The sequence below is a fragment of the Bacillus sp. JJ1127 genome (genome assembly GCF_036965845.1).
GTDB lineage: Bacteria > Bacillota > Bacilli > Bacillales > Bacillaceae_G > Bacillus_A.
This window is the reverse complement of the sequence record NZ_JBALQK010000204.1, coordinates 12,107-15,356: the sequence shown is the minus strand read 5'-3', so window position 1 is coordinate 15,356 and position 3,250 is coordinate 12,107. Positions and strand designations below refer to the sequence as shown.

The window sequence follows — 3,250 nt, the reverse complement described above, 5'->3', positions numbered from 1 at the left end:
GATTCGGTGGAGTTGGAGGAGTTGGAGGATTCGGCGGAGTTGGAGCATGTGGCCATCATCACCATCATCCACATCATGTATCACCGTTCGGACCTAATATCGGACCAAACGTTGGTGGAATGTTTAAAAAGTAAATGTTATGTTGGAACTAGCGAAATGCTAGTTCTTTTCTTTTAAATGGAGTGTTGATATGAAAGTTGTAGCTGTAACAGGATATAAGCCATTTGAACTTGGAATATTTAAGAATGATCATCCAGGTGTTGCGTGCATAAAAAAGGCGGTACATCGTAAGTTACTCGCCTTTATAGAAGAGGGATTAGAGTGGGTTATCATAAGTGGTCAGCTAGGGGTAGAGTTATGGGCTGCTGAAGTTGTTTTTGAAATGCAGTTAGAGTATCCTGATTTAAAACTTGCTGTGTTTACCCCTTTTTTAGAACAAGAAGAAAGTTGGAAGGAAGGAAATCGAGAACTTTATGAGTTTGTTCTTGGACAAGCAGATCATGTTGATAGTATTACAAAAAGAAAATATGAAAGTCCAGAACAGTTTCGATTGAAAAATCAATTTTTTATTGGAAAAAGTGATGCACTTTTGGCTGTATACGATGAAGAAAAACCAGGAAGTCCTAAATACATGGTAGAAGTAGCAAAGAAAAAAGGAGAAATAGAAAATTATCATAGTTATTTCATTCTTTTTTCTGATTTACAAGATATAATAGAAGAGGAACGGTGGAATAATGCAGAGTAATATGAAATATAGCTTATGTATAGATGATTGACAAAAGGCACTGTTTCTGAAAAAATTTAGTTAATGAAAGTTTTGGTAAAAATTTGAGGTGAAGAGAATGATTTCGGATAAAATTAAACTAACAGCGAAAGATATTTTAGAAAAAGAATTTAAAACAGGTATGAGAGGTTATCAACAAGAAGAAGTAGATAAGTTCCTTGATATGATTATTAAAGATTATGAAGCATTTCATAAGGAACTTGAACAATTGCAGCAACAGAATGCGCGTTTAAAACGTGAATTAGAAGAACAAAAATTAGTTGGAGCACAAGCTCCGCAGCAACCGGCTCCAACACCAGTTGCACAACCTGTATACAACAATACGAATACAGATATTTTAAAGCGTTTATCTAATCTGGAAAAAGCTGTATTTGGAAGTAAGTTATACGAGTAATATAGGAATGGAAAAAGATTGAAGCATTTTACATATAAAAAAGCATTGCAAAATCTTTTTGTTTCCACTATACTAATGTTTGTCATAACGTTTGGGTAATCGCTGCAACGCCAACGTTGTAGAGGAAAGTCCATGCTCGCACGACCTGAGATGGTCGTAGTGTTCGTGCCTAGCCAATTCATAAGCTAGGGTATTCTGGCTGTAAGGCTGGATTAACGGCAGGGAAAAAACCTAAGTCCTTTTGGATATGGTTTGACTACCTTTAAAGTGCCACAGTGACGAAGTCCTTGAAGAAATGATAGGAGTGGAACGAGGTAAACCCCACGAGCGAGAAACCCAAATAATGGTAGGGGAATCTTTTCCAAGGAAATGAACGATGGAAAAGGACAGGTTTGAGTAGCCTGTAGATAGATGATTGCCACCGGAGTACGAGGCGTGGGCCGTTTGCAGTACAAAGGAACAGAACATGGCTTACAGAACGTTATGAACCAATGATGAAATAACTCAGCTCTCCTTTGTAAGAGGAGGGCTTTTTATTTGTATGAAGTGATAACGTGTGAGTCAAAATGATAAATAAGAAAATACGTCGTAATATGGAATAATTAATAGAAGAAAAAACTATTAGTTATTGTTTGATTATACATAAGAGGTGAATGCAAATGGGAAAAGTTACTTTAATTGCAACAGCGGCAATGGGAATTGAAGCTTTAGTTGCAAGAGAAGTTCGCGATCTTGGTTATGAATGCCAGGTGGAAAATGGAAAAGTAACATTTGAAGCGGATGCAAAAGCAATTTGTCGTACAAATTTATGGTTACGTACTGCAGATCGTGTGAAAATTAAAGTTGGTGAATTCAAAGCGACAACATTTGATGAGTTATTTGAAAAGACGAAAGCTTTAAATTGGGGTGACTATATTCCAGAAAACGGGGAGTTTCCTGTTATTGGAAAGTCATTGAAATCAACGTTATTTAGTGTTTCAGATTGTCAACGTATTGTAAAAAAGGCTGTTGTTGAGAAATTAAAGACAACTTATAGACGTACAACATGGTTTGAAGAAGATGGTCCTTTATTCCGTATCGAAATTGCAATGTTAAAAGATATTGCAACATTAACAATTGATGCAAGTGGCGTTGGTCTTCATAAGCGTGGCTACCGTGTTGATCAAGGGGAAGCACCTTTGAAAGAAACATTAGCTGCATCTTTAATTAAACTTACAAATTGGAAGCCAGACCGACCATTTGTTGATCCATTCTGTGGTTCTGGGACAATTCCGATCGAAGCGGCACTAATTGGCCAAAATATTGCTCCTGGTTTTAACCGTGAGTTTGCATCTGATGAATGGGGCTGGATTGGTAAGCAAAATTGGAAAGAAGCACGTCAAGAAGCAGAAGATTTAGCGAATTATGATCAGCCATTACAAATTATTGGATCAGATATTGACCACCGCATGATCAGAGTTGCACAAGATAATGCGGATGAAGTTGGACTTGGTGACTTAATTTCCTTTAAACAAATGCAAGTAAAAGATTTCACAACAAAAGAGGAATATGGCTATGTTGTAACGAATCCTCCATATGGGGAACGTTTAAGTGAAAAAGCGCTTGTTGAAAAATTATATAAGGAACTGGGAGAAGTATTCCGCCCATTAGATACGTGGTCTATGTATTTATTAACAAGCTATGAAGCGTTTGAAAAATGTTATGGAAAAGAAGCATCGAAAAAGCGTAAACTATTTAATGGCTTTATTCGTACAGATTACTATCAGTACTTTGGGAAACGCCCACCACGCAATTCATAGTATAAAACCTCTTTGGCGCGCATATACTGGCTATTATGTAATGTGCAAAAGGAGGAATCAATATGGATGGTTTCCAATTGTCAATGATTCAAAAGGCCATTCATCGTACGTATGATGAGCTTGGAAAAGAAATTAATTTTCAAGGTGTAGCAGCAGATGAAATACAAAAAGCGCAGGAAGAATATTTATCTGCATTATCACATGAAATATTAATTGATAAGCGCTACTTAAAGTCATTAATAGAGTAAAAAAGTTTTCCTTTATATAAAGGAA

The 3,250-nt window shown here is 36.4% G+C and carries 4 protein-coding genes, 1 other RNA gene and 1 pseudogene; all 6 read left to right on the top strand.

The features are described from left to right. Positions 1-134: pseudogene (locus V7183_RS18975) on the top strand (spore coat protein); the annotation flags it as partial. Positions 135-190: 56 nt separating this feature from the next. Next, positions 191-745 (top strand): DUF1273 domain-containing protein, encoded by a 555-nt coding sequence (locus tag V7183_RS18970; protein ID WP_097897196.1) that lies wholly within the window; start codon positions 191-193, stop codon positions 743-745. A gap of 97 nt (positions 746-842) precedes the next feature. After that, positions 843-1,178: a cell division regulator GpsB gene (gene gpsB / locus V7183_RS18965; protein ID WP_097897195.1), complete on the top strand. Its 336-nt coding sequence runs from the start codon at positions 843-845 to the stop codon at positions 1,176-1,178. 87 nt (positions 1,179-1,265) lie between these two features. After that, an RNA gene (gene rnpB, locus V7183_RS18960) (RNase P RNA component class B) lies at positions 1,266-1,657 on the top strand. A 180-nt stretch (positions 1,658-1,837) separates the two neighbouring features. Further along, positions 1,838-2,977, top strand: coding sequence for a THUMP domain-containing class I SAM-dependent RNA methyltransferase (locus tag V7183_RS18955; protein WP_097897194.1), 1,140 nt, complete (start codon positions 1,838-1,840; stop codon positions 2,975-2,977). Between the two features lie 62 nt (positions 2,978-3,039). Beyond that, on the top strand, positions 3,040-3,225 hold the full coding sequence (locus tag V7183_RS18950; RefSeq protein WP_335360470.1) for a DUF3921 domain-containing protein: 186 nt from the start codon (positions 3,040-3,042) through the stop codon (positions 3,223-3,225). Positions 3,226-3,250: the final 25 nt, after the last annotated feature.